Origin of the sequence: Knoellia aerolata DSM 18566 (genome assembly GCF_000768695.1) — a bacterium.
GTDB lineage: Bacteria > Actinomycetota > Actinomycetes > Actinomycetales > Dermatophilaceae > Knoellia > Knoellia aerolata.
The window spans coordinates 1-21,461 of the sequence record NZ_AVPL01000038.1; the positions used below are offsets into that span (position 1 = coordinate 1).

A 21,461-nucleotide genomic window follows, 5' to 3' on the forward strand; every position below is an offset into this window, starting at 1 on the left:
GGCCCTGACCCCCGACGAGCCGTACCTTCGCCACGTCCCGGTCGTCGTGGCGGGTGCGATCCTCGCGATGTTCCTTCACCAGATCATGCGCCGGGACGGGCGGCCCCGGCTCACCCAGTCCGTGGCCGTGGGCGCCGCCGGCATCGGCATCGCGGTCATCGGTGCGGCGTGGGTGCCGCTGGGGCGCACCTTGGGGGGCCGTGACGTCGTCGTCGTCGTGGCGGTCGCCCTCGCCCTGTCGGCGCTGGCCGACCTCGCCGCGCCCAGCGACCGTGCCCGCCCCTGGATGCTGCCCGCCGCTCTCGTGCTCGGCCTCGCGGCCGGGGGCGTGAGCGGCCTCCTCGTCGAGGAGGTGGGGGTGTTCGCGGGCGTCCTCCTCGGGCTCGTCGCCGCGGGGCTCGCGCACGTCATGCGCCGGGTGCTGTGCGTCCTCTCACCCATCCGCGGGCTGCGCGGACAGGTCACCGCCGCCGCGGCGTCCGTGCTCGTCACGGGTGTCCCGGTCTCGATCCTCGCGACGATCTTCGTCGGCTGAGCGGCGCGCCGCGCCGCGGCGCTTCGCGGCGCGGTCCGACGCGGCCCGGCTCTCAGCCCAGGACGACGAGCAGGCTCAGTGCCGCGAGCACGACCGTCACCGGCACCATCACCCGGCGTTCGGACTCGCTCCGCGAGGCGGCGTTGAGACCGATCCCGAGCACGAAGTAGGCGAGGACCACCCACATGCCCACCCTGGAGAAGCGGTCCGGGAGGACGTCCACCGCCCCGGTGCGGTCGAGGGCGAGCACGGCGATGAGGACGTAGGTCGCGATCCCGAGGGCGCTCCCGACTCGCAGCCCCGTGGGGAGCACGCGGTGCTGACCGCCCCACGCGAACCGTCCCAGCGGCGCGCCCAGGGCGAGGGCGAGCTGGAAGAGCGCCAGCAGGACGAGCAGGACGGTGAGGAGCACGGCAGCGGTCACGGCCAGAGCCTAGGTGTACCCGGCCATCACGTTGGTGACAGGCGGCTGATCGGCGGGTGACCTCCGAGGGCGCTGTGGCGTCGTTCAGTGTTGTAGTGCTCGATCCATGGTGCAAGAGCGGCGGCTCGGGCGGCGTTGCTGGTGAAGACCTGCCGGTAGGCCCACTCGGTGGCCAGGGTTCGGTTCAGGCGTTCCACCTTGCCGTTCTGCCACGGGCAGTGGGGCCGGATGAACTTCTGTGTGATGTCGAGTTCGGCGCACACCCGCTTGATGTCGTTGGACTTGCGGTAGGCCAAGGCGTTGTCTGTCAGTAACCGCTCGATACGGCAGATGCCCTTGGCGCGGAGGTAGGCCGCGGCGCGTTCGAGGAAGGCCGCGCAGGTGGGGCCGCTCTCGTCGGGCAGGATCTCGGAGTAGGCCAGGCGTGAGTGGTCGTCGACGAGGGAGTGGACGTAGTCGTAGCCGATCCCCCGGCCGCGGACTGCTTCGCTTCGGCCGTGGGCTCGCCAGCCGCCGCCGTCGGGGATGCGACCGAGTTTCTTGACGTCCATGTGCACCAGCTCGCCGGGCCGCTCCCGCTCGTAGCGGATGGTGGTGAGCTTGGAGGAGCGGATGACCTCACCGGTCATCGGGTCGCAGTCGCGCAGGTAGGGCACACCGTGCCGTCGAAGGATCCTCGACACGGTGCGTGGGGCAACCCCGACCTTCGGGCCCAGGACATCGGGTCCGTCGCGATGCTCGTCACGAGCGGTCAGAACCCTCTGCTCGAGTTCCGCGCTGGTGCGGGTGGGCATGGTGCGCGGACGTGAGGACCGTGTCACCAAACCGGCCTCACCTTCAATGGCGTAGCGGTCGATCCAGGTCTTCACGCACTTGCGGGACACACCCATTGCGGACGCGATGTGGGCCTGGGCCCAGCCGGCCTGGTGGCGTTGAACGATCAGCAGCCGACCATTGACGGTGAGCCGGGCATTACGGTGGAACACGAGAACCTCCGGGTGGACGTGGGCCTTAGACAAGCCACATCCCATTCGGAGGTTCTCGTTCGTTCAAGCAGGCGCGCTGCTACCAACCTCATGGCCGGGTACACCTAGGAGCGGCCCGGCTGGCGGCCGGTCGCGGGCGGGTCAGTAGACGATCGCCTGCACGTCCGCGCGGAGGATCTCCTCGACGTATGCCGCCGCGCCCCGGATCGTCGCGGGCTCCAGGAGGTCGTCGGGGCCGATCTGTCGTCGGGCGGCGCACTGGCCGCAGACCGTGACGGTGGCGCCGACGAGCAGGGCGTCGCGGAGGTCGGCGAGGGGGGCGCCGTGGGGCAGGTCGAGCTCCTCGGCGCGGCCGGGCACGGCGAGCCAGATGGCCTCGCCGGTGAGCCACAGGCTGACCTCCGCCCCGGCGGCGAGCGCGGTGGTGGCGACGGTGAGGCCCTGGTTGAGGCGCTCGAGCTCCTCGGCGCCGCAGGTGATCTTGACGACGAGCGGCCGGATGCTGGTCATGGGTGCTCCCTTCGGGAGCCACTACGATCCCACTCGTGGCCTTCCATCTCGACACCAACCTCCCGTCCGAGCTCGCCCCCCTCGCCTGGCTCGTCGGCAAGTGGGCCGGGGCCGGCGTCGTCGGCTACCCGACGATCGAGTCCGCCAACTTCGGCCAGGAGATCACCTGCTCGCACGACGGCCGCCCGTTCCTCGCGTGGCACAGCCGGACCTGGCTGCTCGACGACGCGGGGGAGAAGGTCCGCCCGCTCGCGACCGAGGTCGGCTTCTGGCGCCCGGTGCCCGAGGCCGAGGACGGCACCAACGTCGAGCTGCTGCTCACCCACCCGACGGGCTTCGTGGAGATGTATGCCGGGCACGCCCAGCCGGCCAAGGTCGAGCTCCGCACGGACGGCGTGATGCGCAGCCCGCACGCCAAGGAGTACACCGCGGCCCACCGCATGTACGGCTACGTCCAGTCCAACCTCATGTGGGCGATGGACATGGCGGCGATGGGCCAGCGGCTCCAGTCGCACGTCTCCGCCGAGCTCAAGCGCGTCGAGTAGCCCCAGCCCCCGCACCTCGGCGGGTCGTCAGGGGATGACGGAGACGTCGGCGTACTCGTCCATCGTGTCCGTGCGCAGGGCCTTGCCCAGGGCGGCGATGCCGGACTCGTCGAGGATCTCGATCGAGCCGCCGTTCGGCGCGGTGCCGAAGCCGGTGAAGGGCGCCGTGACGAAGACGACGTCGCCGCTGCGGACGCCGCGCAGCGCGAAGGCCTCGCTGCGCATCGTCGCGACGGACAGGCCCTTGTCGACGACGAGGTTGTCGGTCGCCGCGTCGACGAACCGGGTCAGCCTGATCGGGTTGGTGACGACGTCGACGCTGATCGCCTTGAGCATGAGCGCCTTGATGAAGGCCTGCTGGCGGCGCCCGCGGGAGATGTCGCCCTCGGAGAGCTGGTAGCGCTCGCGCACGAACGCCAGCGCCTGCTCACCGTTGAGGTCGTTGAACCCCTCCCTGATGGCGAAGGCGCCCTCGTTGCTGGCCTCCTCCGCGTAGACGCGGACACCACCGACGGCGTCGGTCATCGCGCGGAAGCCCTCGAAGTCGGTCTTGGCGACGTGGTCGATCTTGACGCCGAGCAGGTTCTGCAAGGTGCTGACGAGCAGGGGCGCCCCCCCATAGGCGTACGCGGCGTTGATCTTGTCCTTGCTGCGGCCGGGGATCGGGACGTAGAGGTCACGCGGGAAGTGGATGAGCTGCACCGCGCTCTTGTCCTCGGGCACGTGCGCGAGGACGATGACGTCCGAGCGGCTGGCCGTCTCACCGGGCCGCGCGTCGGAGCCGATGATGAGGTAGTTCTTGCCCACCTCCGCCTGGGGGATCGCGACGGTCGTCCCGTCGGGCAGGGTGGCCGACGGCGCCGCCTTGGGGAGGAGCTCCTCCTGGGTGATGTTGCCCGACACCTTCTGGTTGAGGAAGACGACGAACCCGCCCACCGCGACCAGGACGAGCGCGACGAGCGCGGCGATGAACGTGAGAATGCGCCGCCCCGTCCGCGACTTCTTCTTGGGGGCGGTGATGGGGCGGCTGTCCTCGTCCGGGAACACGTCTAGCACGCGGTCAGTCTAGGTGGCCGATTCTTCGACCAAGGGCGACCGGCATACATTGGAGTGGTGAGTGACCTCGGCACCCGGCTCCGCGCCGCCGGCAGGCGGCTCACGCCCCAGCGCCAGCAGGTTCTCGCCGCGGTCGAGACGCTCGGCCACGCCACGCCGGAGCAGATCGTCGACACCGTGTCGGCGAGCGGCGCCCCGCCGATGGCGCTCTCGACCGTCTACCGCTCGCTCGAGGCGCTCCAGGAGCTCGGCCTCGTGAGCCACACGCACGTCGACCACCGTGTCCCGAGCTACCACCTCACCACCCACGCCACCCACGTCCACGTCGTCTGCCGCGAGTGCGGCTCCGTCGAGGAGGCGCCGACGAGCGTGGCCGACGACCTCGTCGCCCGCCTCGACGACCGGCTCGGCTTCGACGCCGACGTCACCCATGCCGCCATCCACGGCCTCTGCCGCACCTGCAGGAAGCAGCCATGACCGACACCACGACAGCCCTTCCCTCCTCACCGCTCCTCGGTCGCCCCGGCGCCGTCGCGGGTGACGGCGCCGACGCGGGGGTCGCGGCCCACTACGGCGACCCCAACCGGGAGCAGCGCCTCCTCGAGGAGGGCCTGGCCGTCGTCGACCTGTCGCACCGGGGTGTCGTCCGTGTCTCGGGTGCCGACCGCCTCACCTGGCTGCACTCGATGACGTCGCAGCACCTCTCCGCGCTCGCGCCGAGGCAGTCCGCCGAGTCGCTCGTCCTCTCGCCCAAGGGCCACGTCGAGCACGCCCTCCACGTCGTCGACGACGGGGAGTCCACGTGGATCACGGTCGAACCCGGCACCGCGCCGGCCCTCGTGTCCTGGCTGGAGTCGATGCGCTTCATGCTGCGGGTCGAGGTCTCCGACCTCACGGAGGCGTATGCCGTCCTCGGCGAGCCGATCTCGGCCGCCAGTGCCGAGGGTGAGCCCCTCGCGTGGGTCGACCCGTGGCCCGCGCTCGTCGGCGACACCGCGGCATACGGTCCGGAGACGGGGCACCCGGGGGAGTCGCGACGCTGGCGCGAGCTCATCGTCGCCCGCGCGGACCTCGAGTCCGCCGTCGGGGACCGGCCGCTCGCCGGGACGTGGGCCGCCGAGGCGCTGCGGGTGGCGGCGTGGCGTCCCCGGCTCGGGTTCGAGACCGACCACCGCACCATCGCGCACGAGGTCGACTGGCTGCGCACCGCCGTCCACCTGCACAAGGGCTGCTACCGCGGTCAGGAGACCATCGCGCGGGTGCACAACCTCGGTCGCCCGCCGCGTCGCATCGTCTTCCTCCACCTCGACGGCTCGGGGCACCTGCTGCCGGTCGCGGGCTCGGCGCTCACCCTCGACGGACGCGAGGTCGGCCGGCTCACGACCGTGGCGCGCCACCACGTCGACGGACCGATCGCGCTGGCCGTGATCAAGCGCAACACCCCGGTCGACGCCGTTCTTGTGTCCGAGGGTGTCGCGGGGGCGCAAACCGTCGTCGTCACCCCCTGACCGCCGGAGGATCTGCGGCCACCGGGTCCTTGGCGTCCCGATCGTCCTGACAGACTGGCGCCCATGGCCACCGCAGCGTCCGCGACCCTGATCACCGTCGCCCCCACGGGGGCCGAGCACGCCAAGGGCGACCTGCCGCAGCTCCCCACGACGCTGGAGGAGCTCGTCGAGACGGCGCGCGCCTGCGAAGAGGCGGGCGCGGCGCTCATCCACCTCCACATCCGCGACGGCGAGCACCGTCCGACCCTCGATGCCGGGCGGCTGCGTGCCGCGGTCGACGCGATCCGCTCCGAGACCGACCTCGTCGTCCAGCTGTCGACCGGCGGGTCCGTCCACGACCCGCTCGAGCAGCGGCTCACCGTGCTCGACGCCGAGCCGGACTCGTGCAGCCTCACCTGCGGCACGACGAACTTCGGCGACGACGTCTTCCTCAACCCGTGGGGGTTCATGTCCGACCTCTACGTCCAGGCCCAGGAGCGTGAGGTCGTGCCCGAGTTCGAGCTCTTCGAGCTCGGTCACGTCCACGCCCTGCGTCGGCTCATCGACACGCACGGGCTGCCGTTCGGCGGCAAGGTGCACGTCGACTTCGTCCTCGGGGTGCCGGGCGCGATGCCGGGGACCGCTGCCGCGCTGCTGGCCGGCGTCGCGATGCTGCCCGGCGAGGTGACCTCCTGGTCGGCCACCGGGATCGGGCGCACCCACCTGCCGGTGCTCGCTGCGGCGCTGTCCGCCGGGGGTCACCTCAGGGTCGGCATGGAGGACAACGTCGTCTTCGCCCGCGGCCAGGAGGTGCGGCACAACGCCGAGCTCGTGGCGCGGGCCGCCGAGCTGGCGACGACGATGCAGCGCCCGCCGATGTCGACCACTCAGGCCCGCGACCTCCTCGGCATCAAGCCCCGCCCCTGACCCCGACTTATTGCGCATTCCGGCCGTACGCGACCGACTTATTGCGCATTCCGTCGTACGGAATGCGCAATAAGTCGAGGTCGCGGGGCCGGAATGCGCAATAAGTCGCCCGGCCGTGGGTGATGGGTGGGGTCGGGCGGGGTGGGGGTCAGGCGGGTTGGGGGTCGCGCTGGCGGAGGGTGAGGTCGTTGCAGGCGGCGCAGGTCTCCTCGGGGATGACGCCGAGCCGCATGAGGTGGCCGAAGGCCCAGCAGCCCGCGCAGAACCCGAGCGCCGACTCGAGCGTCGCGAAGACGACGAGCACGCCGACGAGCACCGACGCGACCCCGGTCGCCCCGAACCCGAGCGCCGCCACCGCCGCGCCGCCGCTCACCGCGAGGCCGACGGCCTGGGCGAAGCGCTTCGGCGGGCCCGGGACGAGCCGCGGCGCCCCGAACCGCGGCGCGATGGCGTGCACGGCGAGCCGTCCGAGCGGGCTGAACCGGGGTCCGGCCGCGACGCGCAGCGCGAACCCGACGGCGAGGACGACGGCCAGCCACCACTGCTGGGTGAGCAGCGTGACGACGCCGAGCACGACCACCCCGCCGGCGACGACGCGGGCGGCCTTCTCGTTGACGGGGTTGGGGAAGGTGAGCACGGTGGGGAGCGGCATAACGCAAGGTTAGGGCAGTCCCAAGCGCACGGCATACGCGTCTCATGGACGAACTGTCGCGCCGGGCCCCAGGGGGCGGGCCTGCGCACCCGTGTGGCGAGGCTCACGCTTGCCCCGGTTTGCACTTTGCTAACTAGAGCAAGCATAATGGAGACATGAGCCGGAACCCGCTGAACGACCTCGCCGGACTCGGCGACTACCTGCGCGAGCAGCGTCAGTCGCACAGTCTGTCGCTGCGTCAGCTCTCCGAGCTCGTCGGCATCTCCAACCCGTACCTGTCGCAGCTCGAGCGAGGCCTGAAGCGTCCCAGCGCCGAGATCCTCCAGCAGCTGGCGAAGGGGCTGGAGGTGTCCGCCGAGACGCTCTACGTCAAGGCCGGGATCCTCGACGAGCACCCCGTGCGCCACGACGAGACCCCGACCGTCCGGGACGCCATCGCCGCCGACCCCGACCTCACCGACCGCCAGAAGGCGACCCTCATGGACGTCTACGAGTCCTTCGTCCGTCCGGACGCCCCGCCCTGACCGGCTCGGCCCCAGCCCAGACACGGACCCAGATCAAGACCCCCACACAGACCCCGTCCCACCCACCTCACCCAGGAGTGAACATGGCCACCAAGACCACCACCAAGACCACCACGACCACCCCGCTGTTCGCCGTCGTCGGCGTCACGGACCTGGCCGTTGAGCGGGCCCGTGAGGCCCGCCTGCGCGCCGACAAGGTCCGCAGCGAGCTCGCCCCGGCCGCGGTCCAGAACCGCGCGCAGGTCGTCCTCGGCGAGGCCAAGGCCTTCCCGACCAAGGCCCTCAACACGGGCGTCGCGACCGTCGACCAGGTCGCCAAGGGCTACGAGGACCTCGCGGACCGTGGCGAGAAGCTCGTCACCCGCATCAGGAACCAGAAGGCCACCAAGGACCTCGTCGCCCAGGCCGAGACCACCCTCGCCCTCGGCAAGGGTGCCGTCACGACCGCCCGCAAGGCCGTCCTCGACATCCGCACCTCGGCCCTCGCCACGATCACCACCGGTCGCCACGAGGCCGCCCACGTCGCCGAGATCGTCGTCGACACCGTGGCCGAGGACGCCGCGTTCGCCGCGACCGACATCAAGGCCTCCGCGAAGCGCACCCGCACCGCCGCCAAGCGCACCAACACGACGGCGACCAAGGCCGCCAAGCGCACGACCTCCTCCGCCAAGGCCACGACGACGAGCGCTCGCAAGACCGCCGCCACCACCACGAAGGCGACCGCCAAGGCCGCCGAGAAGGTCGGCGACTGACCTCGCCCCACACTCGGGTGGACTCCACCCGACACGGCGACGCTCCACCCGGGCCCTGCCCCCGGGTGGAGCGTCGTCGTCGTCGGGGCCCGATACTGCAGGGGTGAGTGTCACGACGCATCCCTCCCTGCCCACCCCCGCCGCCCTCGACCACGCCCCGGTCCTCGCGCAGGTGACCCGGGGCGGTGTCGTCGAGTCCGTGCACCGTGCGAGCGTCGCCGTCACGGCCGCCGACGGCTCGGTCGAGCTCGAGCTCGGCAGCGCGACCGACCCGGTCTTCCCGCGCTCCTCCAACAAGCCGATCCAGGCGCTCGCCATGGTCCGCCACGGCCTCGACCTCGCCCCGCACCACCTCGCCCTCGTGTGCGCCAGCCACTCCGGCGAGGACTTCCACCTCCGGGCGGTCCGCGAGATCCTCGACGGCGCCGGCCTCTCGGTCGCCGACCTGCGCAACACCCCCGACTACCCGATCGACGACGAGGCCCGCCTCGCCTGGATCCGCGCCGGCCACGAGAAGCAGTCGCTGGCGCAGAACTGCTCCGGCAAGCACTCGGGCATGCTCGCGACCTGCGCGACCAACGGCTGGGACCACACGGCATACCTCGCCCTGGACCACCCGCTCCAGCGCGCCTGCGACGAGACCCTCGCCGAGCTCGCCGGCGAGCCGGTCGCCGCCACCGCCGTCGACGGCTGCGGCGCCCCGGTCATGGCGATCTCGCTCGCCGGGCTCGCCCGCGCCTTCGGCCGGGTCGCGAGCGCCGCTCCCGGAACCGACGAGGCGCGGGTCGCCGACGCGATCCGCAGCCACCCGGAGTACCTCGGGGGCACCCGTCGCGACGTCACGACGTTCATCCGGCGCACCCCCGGTGCGATCGCCAAGGACGGCGCCGAAGCGGTGTATGCCGTCGGGCTGGCCGACGGTCGCGGCATCGCCCTCAAGGTCGCCGACGGCGGGCAGCGGGCGCGCACCGTCATCCTCGCCGCGGTCCTGCGCCGCCTCGGGGTGGAGTCGGGCGCCCTGGAGGCGCTCGAGGACGCCCCGGTCCTCGGCCACGGCGAGCCGGTGGGCTCCGTCGTCGCCGTGGGCATCTGAGTGCGGGCGGTCCTCCAGCGGGTCCGCCGCGCCGCCGTCGTCGTCGACGGTGAGACCGTCGGCGAGATCACCGAGCCCGGGCTCTTCGTCCTCGTCGGCGTGGGGCACGACGACGGCCCCGCCGAGGTCGAGCTCGTCGCCCGCAAGATCGCCGACCTCCGGCTGCTCCACGACGAGAAGTCGGTGACCGACGTGGGCGCCCCGGTCCTCGTCGTCAGCCAGTTCACGCTGCTCGCCGACACCCGCAAGGGCCGGCGTCCCTCGTGGAACGCCGCCGCCCCCGGTGAGGTCGCCGAACCCGTCGTCGCCCGGTTGGTCGACGCCCTGCGCGCGCGTGGCCTCACGGTCGCCACCGGACGCTTCGGCGCGCACATGGACGTCGACCTGGTGGCCGACGGCCCGGTCACCATCGTCGTGGACACCGTCGCGCCGTAGGCTTGGGTCATGTTCAACCTCGGTCAGGCCCAGGGCTACGTCATGCTCGTGCTCACGCTCGCGGCACTGGTGCTCGAGGTCTACGCCTTCGTCCACGCCCTCAAGACGCGACCGGACGCGTTCGTCGCGGCGGGCAAGCGCACGAAGCAGTTCTGGATGGCCGTCACCGGCGTCGCCATCCTGCTCGGTTTCGTCTCGCTCGGCGGCCTGGGGCTGCTCGCCATCGTCGGCGTCGTGGCGGCCGGGGTCTACCTCGCCGACGTCCGCCCGGCGGTCGAGACCGTGCAGGGTCGCGGCACCGGCTCGCACCAGGGACCCTACGGACCCTGGTGACCCCTCTGGCGTGACGACGGTGCGACCGCGTCCCACGCCACCGTGAGCTCACCGAGCCGCCAGCGCGACGGCCCGTCGAGCAGGGGCCAGCCGCTGTCGCGCATCCCCTGTGCGGTCGCGAGGAACCGTTGCCGCACACCGTATGCCGCATGCGCGGCGCTGCGGGCCCACTGCCGGTCCAGCTCGGCCAGGTAGGCGTGGACGGGTTCGCCGGGGACGTTGCGGTGGATGAGCGCCTTCGGCAGCCGCTCGGCGATGACCGAGGGCTGCTCCAGTCCCCGCAGCTGCCACGACAGGGAGAGGCTGACCGGTCCGTCGACCGCGACCGCCGCCCACGTCGCGAGGCGACCGAGCTCGTCGCAGGTGCCGTCGACGAGCAGCCCGTCGGGGGTGAGCCGCTCGAGCACCGTCTGCCACGCGCCGGCCACCTCGTCCTCGGGGTACTGCCGCAGCACGTTGAACGCCCGCACGACCGTGGCCCGCCGCCCGTCGAGGGGCAGCTCGAAGCCGCCGAGGCGGAAGCTCAGCCCCGGCCGCGCGAGCAGCGCACCCGCGGCGACGCGTCCCGGGTCGATCTCGATCCCGACGACCTCGACGTCGGCTCGCACCTTCGTCAGGCGCTGGTGCAGCTCGACGGCGGTGACGGGCGACGCGCCGTAGCCGAGGTCGACGACGACGGGCGCCGAGGCCGCCGGTCGGCGCAGTCGCCACGCGGCCGGGCCGGCGAGCCAGCGGTCGCACCGGCGCAGCCGGTTGGGGTTCGTCGTGCCACGGGTGATCGCCCCCACCGGTCTCGTCCCCACCGGTCTCGTCCGCGCCACGGGGCCAGCGTACGAGCAACGCCATGGACCACAGCCGGCGCGCTTAGGCTGCAGGCGTGCGCCAGTGGGGAGTGCGCGGCCGCGGCCGCGACGTGAGTCGGAGCATGGTCGCGCTCCTCGTCACCTCGACCGCCGCGCTCGTCCTCGGCATCTCGACCTGGCTGCCCGCCGTCCTGCGCACCGACATCGGTCTCGTCCCGGTCGAGCCTGGCCTGCTCACGGTCCACCCGGACGCCCGGGGGATCGCCACCCTCGGGCGCGGCTACACCGTCGCCGCCTACCAGTCGGGCTTCCGGGTGTCCGCGGCCACCGGACCCCTCGTCGACACCATCACCCAGGGCTCTCCGGTGAGCGCGGTCGTCGGGGAGGTGGCCAGCGGTGACGAGCACCCCCGCGAGGACGTCGAGGTCACCCTCGACCACGTCCGGATCGACGAGGTCCGCTTCGAGCCGGCGCGGGCGGCATACCTCGGTGAGGTCTACGGCGAGGTCGACGGGGAGGAGCGTCGTATGCCGCTCCGTCTCACCTTCGTGCTCACGACCGCCGGCGTCTTCATGTCCGCTCACGTCCAGGGCGCCGACGCCGTCGTCGTCCACCTCGACGCGCTGCCCGCGACGACCGGCCTGGCACCGGCCCTGCCCGACCACAACCTCCGCGCGCGCGGGTGGTGGGTCGTCACGGGAGCGGGGGAGCAGCGCGCCTTCACGTCGGCCCGCCGGGCCGTCGTTGGCATCGGCCCCGCCGTCCGCACCCGCGGGCTGGACCTGCGCCCGGACGGCCGGCTCGACGTCCACGTGTGGTCGAACCGGGCGACGCTGACCCTCAGCGGCGTGCCCCGTCCGGGCTGACCCGTGCGTGACAGACTGACGCGATGACGAGCGACGAGCCCGGGGTGTGCCGCCGGGTCGCCATGGTGTCGGTGCACACGTCACCGCTGGCGCAGCCCGGGACGGGCGATGCGGGCGGCATGAACGTCTACGTCCTCGAGTCCGCCAAGCGGCTGGCCCGTCGCGGCGTCGCCGTCGACATCTTCACCCGCCGGACGAGCGCGTCCGACGCCCCCGTCGTCGAGGTCGAGCCGGGTGTCCTCGTGCGCCACATCGCGGCCGGCCCCTACGAGGGGCTCGACAAGGAGGACCTGCCGGGCCAGCTGTGCGCCTTCGCCGCCGGCATGATGCGGGTCGCCGCGCACTCGCCCGAGGGGCACTACGACCTCGTGCACTCGCACTACTGGCTCTCCGGCCAGGTCGGCTGGCTCGCCGCCGACCGGTGGGACGTGCCCCTGGTCCACACCATGCACACGATGGCGCGCGTCAAGAACCTCCACCGCGCCGAGGGCGACGCCCTCGAGCCGCGGGGCCGCGAGATCGGCGAGGCCCAGGTCGTCGAGGCCGCCGACCGGCTCGTCGCCAACACCGAGGACGAGGCCCGCGAGCTCATCCGGCACTACGACGCCGACGCGGCCCGGGTCGAGGTCGTCCACCCCGGCGTCGACCTCGACGTCTTCCACCCGGGCGACCGCTCCGAGGCGCGGGTCGCGGTGGGGGTGCCCGAGGACGCCGTGCTCCTGCTCTTCGTCGGCCGGATCCAGCCGCTCAAGGCCCCGGACGTCCTCCTCCGCTCCGCCGCCACCCTCGTCCGGCGCGACCCGTCGCTGCGCGGGCGCCTCGTCGTCGGCCTCCTCGGCGGCGCGAGCGGCGTCGCGGTCCGGACGCCGATGGCCCTCGACCGCCTCGCCGAGGAGCTCGACATCGCCGACCTCGTCCGCTTCGTCCCGCCGACCGACCGGGACACCCTCGCGACCTGGATGCGCGCCGCCGACGTCGTCGCGGTCCCGTCGCACAACGAGTCGTTCGGGCTCGTCGCGGTCGAGGCCCAGGCCTGCGGTGCCGTCGTCGTGGCCACCCGGGTGGGCGGGCTGCCCACCGCGGTCGGCGATGCCGGCGTCCTCGTCGAAGGCCACGACCCGCACGTCTGGGCCGACGCCATCGAGGCGGTCCTCGACGACCCCGAACGAGCGGGCGAGCTGTCCCGCCGAGCGGTCGAGCGGTCCCGCGCCTTCGGCTGGGAGGCGACCGCCCAGCGGCTCGCTGCCGTCTACGAGGCCGCGCTCACGACACCACGCCGGGCCTCGATCGACGACGCCGACGTGCTCACCGGCATACCGACCGCGGTGACCCCGTGACCGACCTCGCGACGACGGTCGAGACCTTCCTCGACACCCACGGCATCGAGTGGGAGGCGGGCGCGCGCGACGGCGAGTTCGTCGTCACCCTCCCCGGCGACCAGAAGCTCAAGACGGTCGTCTCGCTCGTCGCCGGCAAGGACCTGTCGGTGTCGGCGTTCGTCATCCGCAACCCGGACGAGAACCACGAGGCGTTCTACCGCAGCCTCCTGCGCCGCAACCTGCGCCTGCCCGGTCTCGCGTATGCCGTCGACGGCACCGGGGACGTGTACGTCACCGGCCGCGTCCCGGCGGCCGGGGTCGACGACGTCCAGCTCGACCAGGTCCTCGGGGTGGTGCTCGAGGCGGCGGACGCGCCGTTCAACGAGCTGCTCGCTCTGGGCTTCCTCACCTCGATGCGCAAGGAGTGGGAGTGGCGGGTGTCGCGGGGCGAGTCGCTGCGCAACCTCGAGGCGTTCCGCTCGATCCTCTCGCGAGAGGGCGACCCGTCACCGGAGCAGCCTCACTAGGCTGGGTGCATGGCACACACCCTGATCCTGCTGCGTCACGGCCACTCCGACTGGAACGCCAAGAACCTCTTCACCGGATGGGTCGACGTCGACCTCAACGACCAGGGGCGTGAGGAGGCCCTCAACGGCGGGAAGCTGTTGAAGGACAACGGAGTTCTCCCCACCGTCGTGCACACGTCGGTGCTGCGTCGCGCCATCACGACCGCCAACATGACGCTCGACGTCGCCGACCGCCACTGGATCCCGGTGCGTCGTGACTGGCGGCTCAACGAGCGCCACTACGGCGCGCTGCAGGGCCTCGACAAGGCCGCGACCCGCGAGAAGTACGGCGACGAGCAGTTCATGCTGTGGCGCCGGTCCTTCGACACCCCGCCGCCCGAGATCGAGGTCGGCTCCGAGTTCGACCAGAGCAGCGACCCGCGCTACGCAGGCATCGAGGTGCCACGCACCGAGTGCCTCAAGGACGTCATCGTGCGGATGATGCCCTACTGGGAGGGCGCCATCCAGGACGACCTGCGCGCGGGGGAGACCGTGCTCGTCGTCGCCCACGGCAACAGCCTGCGCGGGCTCGTCAAGCACCTCGACGGGATCAGCGACGAGGCCATCGCCGAGCTCAACATCCCCACCGGGCAGCCGCTCGTCTACGAGCTCGGCGACGACTTCATGCCGACGAAGCCCGGGCAGTACCTCGACCCGGAGGCGGCCGCCGCGGCCGCCGCAGCGGTGGCGAACCAGGGGCGCTGACGCGAGCGCGGGTCCCACGTTCTGCGTGGGCCGGCATACGCCAGCGTCCGCAACCCTGGTCGAGAACTCGACCAGGGTTGCGGACGCAGCCGGCGGGTGCGACCCGCCGGGTCAGGGGGTCGTGGTCTCGGGGTGCGCCGCGTCGTCCTCGTCGTCCTCGTGGCTCGACTCGCTCTCCGCCCCGTGCGTGCCGGTGACGAGGAAGATGACCCGGCGCGCGACGGACACCGCGTGGTCGGCGAAGCGCTCGTAGTAGCGGCCGACGAGGGTGATGTCGACCGTCGTCTCCGCCGGGTGGCGCCACGAGGGGGCTGCCAGCGCCTCGAAGAGCCGGCGGTGCAGGTCGTCCATGGCGTCGTCGTCGCGCTCGATCTGCTTGGCGGCCTCGACGTCGCGGGCGGCGATGACCGACCCGGCCTTGGTGACGATGCGCTCGGCGACCTGACCCATCTCGAGGATGATCGAGCGGAGCTCGGGCGGCACGGCGGAGTTCGGGTAGCGCAGGCGCGCGACCTTGGCGACGTGACGGGCCAGGTCGCCCATCCGCTCGATGTCGGCGCTCATGCGCATGCTCGTGACGACCATCCGCAGGTCGGTCGCGACCGGCTGCTGGAGGGCGAGCAGGTCGAACGAGAGCAGGTCGAGCTCCTCGCGCAGCGCGTCGATCGCCGCGTCGGCGTCGATGACGGACTCGGCGAGCTGGACGTCGGCGTCGAGCAGTGCGGTCGTGGCCCGGGCCATCGCCGAGCTGGCGAGCCGGGTCATCTCGACGAGGGCCTCGGTGACCCGGTCCAGCTCCTCGTGGAATGCCTTGCGCATGTGCTCCCTCTCGACATCGATGGCCCTCTCCCTGGCCCGGCGGGCGCGTGGTCGTGGGAGGGACCGACGTCGGCAGCGTGGCACGAGGTGGTGAACACGCGTGAGCAGGAAGGTGAACATTCTCCTCCACCGAGCACGACCGGCGCGCAGGTGGGTCGGGGCCCGCTGCCGCCCGTCTACGCTGGATCCGTGGATCCGACGCTCGCCGCGGTGCTGGGTGGCAGCCTGGGGCTCGTCATCGGAGCCGTGGCTGTCGCTGCCAGCCGTTTCAGCGAGCGCAGCTTCACGACGATCCCCGCCCCGACGGAGCCACCGGCCCTGCCGGCCGGTGTGAGCGACGTGCTCGCCGTGCTGCGCTCGATCGCCATCGTCCTCGACTCCTCGGACGCCGTCGTCAACAACTCCGCCTCGGCGGTGAGCTACGGGCTGGTCCGCCACGGCGAGCTCGTCCACGTCGAGCTCCGCCAGCTCGCCCGGCAGGCCCGCCGCGACGGGGAGATCCGCGAGGTCGACCTCGAGCTGCCCCGCGGGTTCGGGACGACGACCAACGCCCTCATGAGGGCTCGGGTCGCGCCGCTCGGCGCCCGCCACATCCTCATCCTCGCCGAGGACCACACCCACGCACAGCGCGTCGAGGAGGTCCGTCGCGACTTCGTCGCCAACGTCTCGCACGAGCTCAAGACGCCGGTCGGGGGGATCGCGCTGCTCGCCGAGGCCATCCTCGACGCACGCGACGACCCGGAGGCGGTCTCCCGCTTCGCCGCGCGCATCCAGGTCGAGTCGACCCGGCTCACCCGGCTCGTCAAGGAGATCGTCGACCTCTCGCGGCTCCAGGCCGCTGACACCCTCCACGAGCCGCAGCTGGTCGGGATCCCGATGGTCGTCGCCGAGGCGGTCGACATGGTCAGGGTCGCGGCCGAGGCGCGCCAGATCGCCCTCGAGCCGGTCGCCGACGAGCGCGCGTTCGTCTTCGGCGACGCCGACCTCCTCGCCACGGCGGTCGCCAACCTCGTGTCCAACGCGGTCAACTACTCCGAGCCCGGCACCCGGGTCGCCGTCGCCGCCCGTCGCGTCGGCGACACCGTCGAGATCACCGTCTCCGACCAGGGGCAGGGCATCCCGGCCACCGAGCAGGACCGCATCTTCGAGCGCTTCTACCGCGTCGACGCCGCGCGGTCACGCGCCACGGGCGGCACCGGTCTGGGCCTGGCCATCGTCAAGCACGTCTGCGCCACCCACGGAGGTGACGTGTCGGTGTGGAGCGAGGAGGGGCACGGCTCCACCTTCACCATGAGGCTTCCCGCGGCATCCGGCCGGACCGCGGCAGACCCCGACCGGCACGCGGTCGGCACGGCACAAGGAGATCAGCACCGATGACCCGCATCCTCGTCGTCGAGGACGAAGTGTCCTTCTCGGACCCGTTGTCCTACCTCCTGAGCAAGGAGGGCTACGACGTGAGCGTGGCCGAGAACGGCATCGACGCCCTCGCCGACTTCGACAGCGCGGGGGCCGACCTCGTCCTCCTCGACCTCATGCTGCCCGGGCTGTCCGGGGTCGACGTGTGCCGTGCCCTGCGCCAGCGTTCGAGCGTGCCGGTGATCATGCTGACCGCCAAGGACAGCGAGATCGACAAGGTCGTGGGCCTCGAGCTGGGCGCCGACGACTACGTCACCAAGCCCTACTCCTCGCGTGAGCTGCTGGCGCGGATCAAGGCGGTGCTCCGCCGGCTCAGTGAGCCCGAGGAGCTGCTGCCCGCGACGCTCGAGGCGGGGCCGGTGCGGATGGACGTCGAGCGGCACGTCGTCACGGTAGGCGGGACGACCACGGCCCTGCCGCTCAAGGAGTTCGAGCTGCTCGAGATCCTGCTGCGCAACACGGGGCGGGTGCTGACCCGAGGGCAGCTCATCGACCGCGTCTGGGGCAGCGACTACGTCGGCGACACCAAGACGCTGGACGTGCACGTCAAGCGACTGCGGGCCAAGGTCGAGCCCGACCCGGCGAACCCGCGTCACATCGTCACCGTGCGCGGGCTCGGCTACAAGTTCGAGGCGTAGGGAGAGCCGGGCCTCGGCCTCGTCGTCACGAGGTCGGCTGCGCCACCCGCGTCGGCAGGGTGAGGATCTCCGCGCCGTCGGCGGTGATGGCGATGGTGTGCTCGCTGTGCGCCGTCCGGCAGCCGGTCGCGCTGCGCAGGGTCCAGCCGTCGGGGTCGGTGACGAGATCGGCGGTGTCCGCCATGATCCACGGTTCCAGCGCGAGCAGCAGCCCGGGCCGAAGCCGGTAGCCGCGACCGGGGCGTCCGGTGTTCGACACGTGCGGGTCCTGGTGCATCGTCGAACCGACGCCGTGACCTCCGAACTGGGTGTTGACCTGGTAGCCGGCGTCGATGAGGACCGTGCCGATGGCGTGGGAGAGGTCCCCGGTGTGAGCGCCCGGGACGGCCGCCGCGATCCCCGCTGCCAGGGCCCGCTCGGTCGCAGCGATCATCGCGAGGCTCTCCGGTGACGCGCTGTCGCCGACGACGAAGCTGATGGCCGAGTCCGCGACGATGCCACCCAGTGAGACCGCGAGGTCGAGCGAGAGGAGGTCGCCGTCGGCGAGCGTGTGGTCGTGGGGGAGCCCGTGCAGCACGGCGTCGTTGACCGAGGTGCAGATGTGGTGACCGAAGGGCCCGCGGCCGAACGACGGCTCGTAGTCGACGTAGCAGGACAGCGCGCCGGCCCCGACGATCATCGACCGGGCCCAGCGGTCGATGTCGAGCAGGTTGGTGCCCACGACGCAGCGGCCCTTGAGCGTCTGCAGGACGTCGGCGACGAGCGCGCCGGCCGCCCGGGCACGGACCAGCTCGGCGGGGGTGAGGATCTCGATCATGGGGGAGGAGGCGGGCCCGCGTCTCAGCTGCTGGGGCTGGCCGAGGGGGAGGACTCCGACGGCGCGGAGTCCTCGTAGTAGCCCAGCGCCGGCAGCACCGGGACGGTGACGAGGTTCTGCCCGGTTCCCGGCGTCGCGACCTGGAGGCGGACGACGTCGCCCGGTGCAGCGGGGACGCTGCTCAGCGCGACGGCGGAGTCACCACCGAGCGCCAGGGAGGAGCCACGCCCGACGGTGACGGGCTCTGCGGAGGCGCCCTCGGTGCCGATCGTCACCTCGACGTCCTCGTCACCGTTGTTGACGAGCTGCCCGACGACGGACCCCGGACCGTCCTTGGAGTCCGCGATGACGAGGACCCCGCGCAGGTCGAGCTCGCCGAACGTCGCGTTGACCCCGTCCGCGGCCTGGTAGGCGTAGTCGGTCTGCACCGGCGACATCACGGCGCACCCACCGAGCAGGGTCGAGCCCAGCGCGGCAGCCGCCAGGGTGGCGCGGAGGCGGTGGCGGGAGGTCGTCAGGGCAGCGGTCGTCACGGGTGACAGCGTAGCGATGACGGCCCGCTCCGTGGCGGACGGTGGGCCATCCGGGTGCCGTGCCGGCACCGCGCTCACGGTGGCAGGCATGCAAAGCCGATTGTGTCAAGACCCGATGCCGGTGGCGCCCAACGGTTTTCACCTCGCTGACCTGCACATATGCCGTGCGCTCCGATTCCGTGTGTCGGTGGCGGCGTGTTAAACTGGGGGTCGCGAAAGGGGCATCATCCATATGGTTTTCAAGGTCGGCGAAACGGTCGTGTACCCCCACCATGGGGCTGCACGCATCGAAGAGATCAAGAAGCGCACCGTCCGTGGCGAGGAGAAGCTCTACCTCAAGCTCAAGGTGGCCCAGGGGGACCTCGTCATCGAGGTGCCCGCAGACAACTGCGACCTCGTGGGCGTCCGTGACGTCGTCGACAAGGCGGGCCTCGAGAAGGTGTTCGAGGTGCTGCGCGCTCCGTTCGCCGAGGAGCCCACCAACTGGTCGCGCCGCTTCAAGGCCAACCTCGAGAAGCTCGCCTCCGGCGACGTCATCAAGGTGGCCGAGGTCGTGCGTGACCTGTGGCGTCGTGACAAGGACCGCGGACTGTCCGCCGGCGAGAAGCGCATGCTCTCCAAGGCACGCCAGATCCTCGTGTCCGAGCTCGCGCTCGCGGAGAAGACCGACGAGGACAAGGCCGAGTCCATCCTCGACGAGGTCCTCGCGTCCTGATCGTGGTCTGACATCGACGCCGTTCCCACCGATGGTGGTCACGCGCGCGTCGGCGTCATCCTCGTGGCCGCAGGACTGGGCACGAGACTCGGGGCAGCGCAGCCCAAGGCGTTCGTCCGCGTCGCGGGCGCCACGCTCGTCGAGCACGCCGTGACGCGCGCCCTCGACTGTGCTGCCACGACCCAGGTCGTCATCGTCGCGCCCGCCTCCCACCTCGGGGAGGCGGGCGCGCTGCTGTCCGGGCACCCGCGCGCCGACGACGTCACCGTCGTCGCCGGGGGTCGTGAGCGGAGCGAGTCGGTCGCGCTCGGCCTGGGCGCCCTGCGCGACGACGTCGACGTCGTCCTCGTCCACGACGCCGCCCGGTGCCTCGCACCCGCCGACCTCTTCGACCGGCTGGTCGCCGCCGTCCGCGCCGGCCACGACGCCGTGGTCCCGGGTCAGCCGGTCACGGACACCATCAAGCAGGTCGACGAGCGCGGCCACGTGGTGGCGACTCCCGACCGGTCGACCCTGCGGGCGGTCCAGACACCGCAGGCCTTCCGCCGCCCGGTGCTGCTCGCCGCGCACGCCTCCGGCGCGGACGCCACCGACGACGCCGCCCTCGTCGAGCGCGCCGGCGGCACGGTCCTCGTCATCGAGGGTGACGAGCTGGCCTTCAAGGTCACCACGGCGTCCGACCTCGAGCGCGCCGCCCGTATCCTCGGCTCGTGAGCCAGCCACTCGTCGCCCTGATCACCGGAGGTGGCACCGGCATCGGTGCGGCCACCGCTCGTCGACTCGTCTCCGACGGGTATGCCGTCGTGCTCGCCGGGCGGCGACGCGACCGGCTCGATGCCGTCGCCGCGGAGCTGGGCGAGGCCGCGTCCGCGCTCCAGCTCGACGTCACGGACGCGGTCAGCGTCCGCGACGCGGTCGCCGGCCTCGAGCGGCTCGACGTCCTCGTCAACAACGCCGGTGGCGCGCTGGGCCTCGGCCCGGTCGAGCAGGGCGACCTCGACGAGTGGCAGGCGATGTACGCCACCAACGTCCTCGGGACCGTCCGGATGGTGCAGGCAGCACTGCCGCTCCTGCGCCGGTCCCCTCGAGCCACGGTCGTCAACATCAGCTCCATCGCCGGCGAACGGGTGTATGCCGGAGGCGCCGGATACGTCGCGGCCAAGCACGGCGAGTCCGTCGTCTCCGAGACGCTGCGACTCGAGCTCAACGGCGAGCACGTCCGGGTCATCGACATCCGGCCCGGCATGGTCCACACCGAGGAGTTCTCGCTGACCCGCCTGCACGGTGACCGGGAGGCAGCCGAGAAGGTGTACGACGGGGTCGACCGCCCGTTGGTCGCCGACGACGTCGCGGCGTGCGTCGCCTTCGCCGTCGGCCTGCCGCAGCACGTCAACGTCGACACCCTCGTCGTCAAGCCCGTCGCCCAGGCCGCGCCCCACCTCGTGCACCGTGGGCCGATCGACTGGCGGGAGACGTCATGACCCGGCCCCCGCTGCCCCGCACCGGCATCGGCGTCGACGTCCACGCCTTCGCGCCGGAGGGCTCCGACCGTGAGCTGTGGGTGGCCGGCCTGCACTGGCCGAACGAGCGCGGCCTCGAGGGCCACTCGGACGCCGACGTCGCCGCCCACGCCGCTTGCGACGCCCTCTTCTCCGCCGCCGGCCTCGGCGACCTCGGCCAGCACTTCGGGACCGGCCGACCCGAGCTCTCCGGTGCCTCCGGCACGACGTTGCTCGCCGAGGCCGCCCGGCTCGTGCGGGAGGCGGGGTTCGAGATCGGCAACGTCGCCGTGCAGGTCGTCGGCAACGGCCCCAAGGTCGGCAGCCGCCGCGCCGAGGCCGAAGCGGCGCTCTCGAACGCGTGTGGGGCACCGGTGTCGGTGAGCGGGACGACGACCGACGGCCTCGGCCTCACCGGACGCGGTGAGGGGATCGCCGCGCTCGCATCGGCGCTGGTCAGCGCTTCGCCCGCTTAGGAACGCACCCGGCGGGTATCCGACACGCGG

At 72.3% G+C, this 21,461-nt stretch carries 28 protein-coding genes and 1 pseudogene; 20 read left to right on the top strand and 9 right to left on the bottom strand.

The window, feature by feature from the left end; genetic code table 11:
* Positions 1–535 (top strand): annotated as a pseudogene (locus tag N801_RS21090) (hypothetical protein); the annotation flags it as partial.
* 52 nt (positions 536–587) lie between these two features.
* Here the strand turns inward: N801_RS21090 and N801_RS12940 are convergent.
* The 3 genes from N801_RS12940 to N801_RS12950 all read right to left on the bottom strand — a co-directional run bounded on the left by N801_RS12940 (position 588) and on the right by N801_RS12950 (position 2,455).
* Positions 588–959, bottom strand: a complete 372-nt coding sequence (locus N801_RS12940; RefSeq protein ID WP_156996758.1) for a hypothetical protein — start codon at positions 957–959, stop codon at positions 588–590.
* Positions 960–985: 26 nt separating this feature from the next.
* Complete coding sequence (locus N801_RS12945; protein WP_156996762.1) at positions 986–1,945, bottom strand: IS481 family transposase; 960 nt, start codon at positions 1,943–1,945, stop codon at positions 986–988.
* Positions 1,946–2,086: 141 nt separating this feature from the next.
* Positions 2,087–2,455 carry a DsrE family protein gene (locus N801_RS12950; protein ID WP_035938474.1) on the bottom strand — a complete coding sequence of 123 codons (369 nt, stop codon included), beginning with the start codon at positions 2,453–2,455 and terminating at the stop codon, positions 2,087–2,089.
* Positions 2,456–2,490: 35 nt separating this feature from the next.
* Between N801_RS12950 and N801_RS12955 the strand changes: the two genes are divergently transcribed.
* On the top strand, positions 2,491–3,000 hold the full coding sequence (locus tag N801_RS12955; RefSeq protein WP_035938476.1) for a heme-binding beta-barrel domain-containing protein: 510 nt from the start codon (positions 2,491–2,493) through the stop codon (positions 2,998–3,000).
* Positions 3,001–3,027: 27 nt separating this feature from the next.
* Here the strand turns inward: N801_RS12955 and N801_RS12960 are convergent, their stop codons facing one another.
* Positions 3,028–4,056, bottom strand: a complete 1,029-nt coding sequence (locus N801_RS12960) for an LCP family protein (protein ID WP_035938478.1) — start codon at positions 4,054–4,056, stop codon at positions 3,028–3,030.
* A 57-nt stretch (positions 4,057–4,113) separates the two neighbouring features.
* On the opposite strand from N801_RS12960, the gene N801_RS12965 reads away from it, so the two are divergent.
* The 3 genes from N801_RS12965 to N801_RS12975 all read left to right on the top strand — a co-directional run bounded on the left by N801_RS12965 (position 4,114) and on the right by N801_RS12975 (position 6,470).
* Entirely contained in the window at positions 4,114–4,533 is a 420-nt protein-coding gene (locus tag N801_RS12965; RefSeq protein ID WP_084108910.1) for a Fur family transcriptional regulator, read from the top strand.
* On the top strand, positions 4,530–5,564 hold the full coding sequence (ygfZ, locus tag N801_RS12970; protein ID WP_035938483.1) for a CAF17-like 4Fe-4S cluster assembly/insertion protein YgfZ: 1,035 nt from the start codon (positions 4,530–4,532) through the stop codon (positions 5,562–5,564). The genes N801_RS12965 and ygfZ overlap by 4 nt, the downstream gene beginning before the upstream one ends.
* Before the next feature lie 63 nt (positions 5,565–5,627).
* Positions 5,628–6,470 carry a beta-keto acid cleavage family enzyme gene (locus N801_RS12975; protein WP_035938485.1) on the top strand — a complete coding sequence of 281 codons (843 nt, stop codon included), beginning with the start codon at positions 5,628–5,630 and terminating at the stop codon, positions 6,468–6,470.
* A gap of 148 nt (positions 6,471–6,618) precedes the next feature.
* On the opposite strand, the gene N801_RS12980 is transcribed toward N801_RS12975, so the two are convergent.
* Positions 6,619–7,122, bottom strand: coding sequence for a DUF4395 domain-containing protein (locus N801_RS12980; protein ID WP_035938490.1), 504 nt, complete (start codon positions 7,120–7,122; stop codon positions 6,619–6,621).
* A 155-nt stretch (positions 7,123–7,277) separates the two neighbouring features.
* Here N801_RS12980 and N801_RS12985 point away from each other — a divergent pair, with 155 nt between their 5' ends.
* The 5 genes from N801_RS12985 to N801_RS13005 all read left to right on the top strand — a co-directional run bounded on the left by N801_RS12985 (position 7,278) and on the right by N801_RS13005 (position 10,259).
* Positions 7,278–7,646: a helix-turn-helix domain-containing protein gene (locus tag N801_RS12985; RefSeq protein ID WP_035938491.1), complete on the top strand. Its 369-nt coding sequence runs from the start codon at positions 7,278–7,280 to the stop codon at positions 7,644–7,646.
* Positions 7,647–7,729: 83 nt separating this feature from the next.
* Entirely contained in the window at positions 7,730–8,398 is a 669-nt protein-coding gene (locus N801_RS21585; RefSeq protein ID WP_035938492.1) for a hypothetical protein, read from the top strand.
* Positions 8,399–8,501: 103 nt separating this feature from the next.
* Positions 8,502–9,491: an asparaginase gene (locus N801_RS12995; RefSeq protein WP_052112979.1), complete on the top strand. Its 990-nt coding sequence runs from the start codon at positions 8,502–8,504 to the stop codon at positions 9,489–9,491.
* Positions 9,492–9,926: a D-aminoacyl-tRNA deacylase gene (gene dtd, locus N801_RS13000; RefSeq protein ID WP_035938493.1), complete on the top strand. Its 435-nt coding sequence runs from the start codon at positions 9,492–9,494 to the stop codon at positions 9,924–9,926.
* A 9-nt stretch (positions 9,927–9,935) separates the two neighbouring features.
* Entirely contained in the window at positions 9,936–10,259 is a 324-nt protein-coding gene (locus N801_RS13005) for a DUF2516 family protein (protein ID WP_035938494.1), read from the top strand.
* On the opposite strand, the gene N801_RS13010 is transcribed toward N801_RS13005, so the two are convergent.
* A complete protein-coding gene (locus N801_RS13010; RefSeq protein WP_084108913.1) occupies positions 10,244–11,080 on the bottom strand; it encodes a class I SAM-dependent methyltransferase in 837 nt (278 codons plus the stop codon). The genes N801_RS13005 and N801_RS13010 overlap by 16 nt on opposite strands.
* Positions 11,081–11,136: 56 nt before the next feature.
* On the opposite strand from N801_RS13010, the gene N801_RS13015 reads away from it, so the two are divergent.
* Genes N801_RS13015 through N801_RS13030 form a run of 4 tightly spaced genes read left to right on the top strand, consistent with a single transcriptional unit; the run spans position 11,137 to position 14,518 of the window.
* Entirely contained in the window at positions 11,137–11,928 is a 792-nt protein-coding gene (locus N801_RS13015; protein ID WP_156996759.1) for a hypothetical protein, read from the top strand.
* Positions 11,929–11,951: 23 nt separating this feature from the next.
* Positions 11,952–13,265, top strand: coding sequence for a D-inositol-3-phosphate glycosyltransferase (gene mshA, locus N801_RS13020; RefSeq protein ID WP_035938505.1), 1,314 nt, complete (start codon positions 11,952–11,954; stop codon positions 13,263–13,265).
* On the top strand, positions 13,262–13,774 hold the full coding sequence (locus N801_RS13025; protein WP_035938507.1) for a type III secretion system chaperone family protein: 513 nt from the start codon (positions 13,262–13,264) through the stop codon (positions 13,772–13,774). Before mshA ends, N801_RS13025 begins: the two co-directional genes overlap by 4 nt.
* A gap of 9 nt (positions 13,775–13,783) precedes the next feature.
* Positions 13,784–14,518 (top strand): phosphoglyceromutase, encoded by a 735-nt coding sequence (locus N801_RS13030; protein ID WP_035938510.1) that lies wholly within the window; start codon positions 13,784–13,786, stop codon positions 14,516–14,518.
* Between the two features lie 111 nt (positions 14,519–14,629).
* Here N801_RS13030 and phoU read toward each other — a convergent pair whose 3' ends face one another.
* Positions 14,630–15,337: a phosphate signaling complex protein PhoU gene (gene phoU / locus N801_RS13035; RefSeq protein WP_035938512.1), complete on the bottom strand. Its 708-nt coding sequence runs from the start codon at positions 15,335–15,337 to the stop codon at positions 14,630–14,632.
* Positions 15,338–15,526: 189 nt separating this feature from the next.
* On the opposite strand from phoU, the gene N801_RS13040 reads away from it, so the two are divergent.
* Both N801_RS13040 and N801_RS13045 read left to right on the top strand, forming a co-directional pair.
* The gene (locus tag N801_RS13040; protein WP_035938515.1) at positions 15,527–16,714 is read left to right on the top strand and encodes a sensor histidine kinase; all 1,188 of its coding nucleotides are present in this window, start codon (positions 15,527–15,529) and stop codon (positions 16,712–16,714) included.
* Entirely contained in the window at positions 16,711–17,391 is a 681-nt protein-coding gene (locus tag N801_RS13045) for a response regulator (RefSeq protein ID WP_035938518.1), read from the top strand. The genes N801_RS13040 and N801_RS13045 overlap by 4 nt, the downstream gene beginning before the upstream one ends.
* A gap of 25 nt (positions 17,392–17,416) precedes the next feature.
* On the opposite strand, the gene map is transcribed toward N801_RS13045, so the two are convergent.
* Both map and N801_RS13055 read right to left on the bottom strand, forming a co-directional pair.
* On the bottom strand, positions 17,417–18,208 hold the full coding sequence (gene map, locus N801_RS13050) for a type I methionyl aminopeptidase (protein ID WP_035938521.1): 792 nt from the start codon (positions 18,206–18,208) through the stop codon (positions 17,417–17,419).
* A 23-nt stretch (positions 18,209–18,231) separates the two neighbouring features.
* Complete coding sequence (locus N801_RS13055) at positions 18,232–18,741, bottom strand: hypothetical protein (RefSeq protein ID WP_084108916.1); 510 nt, start codon at positions 18,739–18,741, stop codon at positions 18,232–18,234.
* Between the two features lie 232 nt (positions 18,742–18,973).
* Between N801_RS13055 and N801_RS13060 the strand changes: the two genes are divergently transcribed.
* The 4 genes from N801_RS13060 to ispF all read left to right on the top strand — a co-directional run bounded on the left by N801_RS13060 (position 18,974) and on the right by ispF (position 21,431).
* Positions 18,974–19,456 carry a CarD family transcriptional regulator gene (locus N801_RS13060; protein ID WP_035938524.1) on the top strand — a complete coding sequence of 161 codons (483 nt, stop codon included), beginning with the start codon at positions 18,974–18,976 and terminating at the stop codon, positions 19,454–19,456.
* Positions 19,457–19,519: 63 nt separating this feature from the next.
* Positions 19,520–20,170 (top strand): 2-C-methyl-D-erythritol 4-phosphate cytidylyltransferase, encoded by a 651-nt coding sequence (gene ispD, locus N801_RS13065; RefSeq protein WP_245618440.1) that lies wholly within the window; start codon positions 19,520–19,522, stop codon positions 20,168–20,170.
* Positions 20,167–20,937 (top strand): SDR family oxidoreductase, encoded by a 771-nt coding sequence (locus tag N801_RS13070; RefSeq protein ID WP_035938530.1) that lies wholly within the window; start codon positions 20,167–20,169, stop codon positions 20,935–20,937. Before ispD ends, N801_RS13070 begins: the two co-directional genes overlap by 4 nt.
* Positions 20,934–21,431 carry a 2-C-methyl-D-erythritol 2,4-cyclodiphosphate synthase gene (gene ispF / locus N801_RS13075; protein WP_035938532.1) on the top strand — a complete coding sequence of 166 codons (498 nt, stop codon included), beginning with the start codon at positions 20,934–20,936 and terminating at the stop codon, positions 21,429–21,431. The genes N801_RS13070 and ispF overlap by 4 nt, the downstream gene beginning before the upstream one ends.
* Positions 21,432–21,461: the final 30 nt, after the last annotated feature.

Coding starts and splice junctions, on each gene's coding strand:
- N801_RS12950 (WP_035938474.1), bottom strand. CDS start 2,455: ATGACCAGCATCCGGCCGCTCGTCGTCAAGATCACCTGCGGCGCCGAG.
- ygfZ (WP_035938483.1), top strand. CDS start 4,530: ATGACCGACACCACGACAGCCCTTCCCTCCTCACCGCTCCTCGGTCGC.
- N801_RS12975 (WP_035938485.1), top strand. CDS start 5,628: ATGGCCACCGCAGCGTCCGCGACCCTGATCACCGTCGCCCCCACGGGG.
- N801_RS12980 (WP_035938490.1), bottom strand. CDS start 7,122: ATGCCGCTCCCCACCGTGCTCACCTTCCCCAACCCCGTCAACGAGAAG.
- N801_RS12985 (WP_035938491.1), top strand. CDS start 7,278: ATGAGCCGGAACCCGCTGAACGACCTCGCCGGACTCGGCGACTACCTG.
- N801_RS21585 (WP_035938492.1), top strand. CDS start 7,730: ATGGCCACCAAGACCACCACCAAGACCACCACGACCACCCCGCTGTTC.
- N801_RS13005 (WP_035938494.1), top strand. CDS start 9,936: ATGTTCAACCTCGGTCAGGCCCAGGGCTACGTCATGCTCGTGCTCACG.
- mshA (WP_035938505.1), top strand. CDS start 11,952: ATGACGAGCGACGAGCCCGGGGTGTGCCGCCGGGTCGCCATGGTGTCG.
- N801_RS13030 (WP_035938510.1), top strand. CDS start 13,784: ATGGCACACACCCTGATCCTGCTGCGTCACGGCCACTCCGACTGGAAC.
- phoU (WP_035938512.1), bottom strand. CDS start 15,337: ATGCGCAAGGCATTCCACGAGGAGCTGGACCGGGTCACCGAGGCCCTC.
- N801_RS13045 (WP_035938518.1), top strand. CDS start 16,711: ATGACCCGCATCCTCGTCGTCGAGGACGAAGTGTCCTTCTCGGACCCG.
- map (WP_035938521.1), bottom strand. CDS start 18,208: ATGATCGAGATCCTCACCCCCGCCGAGCTGGTCCGTGCCCGGGCGGCC.
- N801_RS13060 (WP_035938524.1), top strand. CDS start 18,974: ATGGTTTTCAAGGTCGGCGAAACGGTCGTGTACCCCCACCATGGGGCT.
- ispF (WP_035938532.1), top strand. CDS start 20,934: ATGACCCGGCCCCCGCTGCCCCGCACCGGCATCGGCGTCGACGTCCAC.